Source organism: Streptomyces sp. NPDC048420, assembly GCF_040651535.1.
Lineage (GTDB): Bacteria > Actinomycetota > Actinomycetes > Streptomycetales > Streptomycetaceae > Streptomyces.
In genome coordinates this window covers 1-1,484 of record NZ_JBEZKG010000076.1, presented here as the reverse complement: position 1 = coordinate 1,484, position 1,484 = coordinate 1, and the positions used below count along the sequence as shown (strand labels likewise).

1 protein-coding gene is annotated in these 1,484 nt (G+C 69.5%); it reads right to left on the bottom strand.

The features are described from left to right. Positions 1–38: 38 nt before the first annotated feature. Positions 39–1,079 (bottom strand): IS30 family transposase, encoded by a 1,041-nt coding sequence (locus AB0D34_RS47255; RefSeq protein ID WP_362674394.1) that lies wholly within the window; start codon positions 1,077–1,079, stop codon positions 39–41. Positions 1,080–1,484: the final 405 nt, after the last annotated feature.

The window sequence follows — 1,484 nt, the reverse complement described above, 5'->3', positions numbered from 1 at the left end:
TCCTTGGGTTCCAGGGGTCGTCGCAACACCGCCTGGTTTTAGGTGGTGAGTAGATCACGTAGACGCTCGGCTGGAGTAACCCAGCCGAGCGTCTTGCGTGGGCGGCCGTTGAGTTCCTGGGCGACGTGTTCGAGGTCTTCGGGGCTGTGGACGCTCAGGTCGGTGCCTTTCGGGAAGTACTGCCGCAGCAGCCCGTTCGTGTTCTCGTTGGAGCCGCGCTGCCAGGGCGAGGCCGGGTCGCAGAAGTAGACGGGCATGCCGGTGGCCATGCTGAACTGCTTGTGGCGTGCCATCTCGCTGCCTTGGTCCCAGGTGAGGGAGCCGCGCAGGTGGTCGGGCAGGGTCTGGATGGTGCGGACGAGGCCGTCGCGGACGGTCTCGGCGTCGTGGGCTCCGCCGGGCAGGTGGACCAGCATGGTGTAGCGGGTGCTGCGCTCGACCAGGGTGGCGATCGCGGAACGGCCGCCCGCGCCGATGATCAGGTCGCCTTCCCAGTGACCGGGCACGGCCCGGTCCTCGACGGCGGCGGGGCGGTCGCTGATCATCACCATCGGGTCGGTGAACCGTGGCGTGCGCCGTTCGGGGTCCCGGCGTGGTTTGCGGCGGGTCCGGCCGGAGCGGATGGCTGCCTGGACTTCCCGTTTCAGGCCGCCGCGGGCCTGGAAGTACAGCGCCTGGTAGACCGTTTCCACGCTCACCCGCATGCTCTCGTCGTCGGGATGCTCCATGGTCAGAGCGTGGCAGATCTGTTCCGGCGACCACCGCCTGCGCAGTCCGTCCTGGACGAAGCGGCGCAGCCGGTCCTCGCGCAGCAGTTTGCGGTCCTTGGGCCTGGGTCTGCGCGCTGCCGCAGCCCGGTGGGCGGCGTAGGGCTGGTAACCCTCGCTGCCCGAGTTCGCGTCGATCTCCCGCTTGATTGTGCTCGCCGGCCGCCCCAGAGCCCGCCCGATCGCCCGCAACGACCGGCCCAGAGCGCGAAGATCGCGGATTCGTTCGCGCTCGGCCAGCGTCAGAAACCGCGGGTGAAGCTGCTTCTCCAGGGCTGTCAGGCCCACCGGTGCCATGGTCACACCGGACATCGTGACGGTGCCCGCCGCGTAGTCGACACGGCGCCCGTCGGCGTAGGTGCGCGAAGAGCGGGTCTTCCTGACGCCCCAGTCCCAGTCCTTGGCCGTGCGCTCGTTCACGCCGACCTGCCGGGCCGCCACCCGGCGGGCGACGCCCTGGTCCCGCAGGCGCTCGTACTCGTCACGCCGGGGATGCCTGCGCGGCAGGCGCACCGAGGTCCGTCCGGCTTTCCGGGCCCAGCCGAAAGCGGTGTTCCGGTTCACCCCCAGCTCCCGGGCCACCACGGTCACGTTCCCCACAGCATCCAGCCGCGCGAGAAAGCGATCCCTCAATCCCGCAAGATCATCACGCTCAACGCCCACGGTCCTCGCAACTCCCACAGATCGCGGGTGTTGCGAGGACCGTTAGAACCCAAG

Coding starts and splice junctions, on each gene's coding strand:
- AB0D34_RS47255 (WP_362674394.1), bottom strand. CDS start 1,079: ATGTCCGGTGTGACCATGGCACCGGTGGGCCTGACAGCCCTGGAGAAG.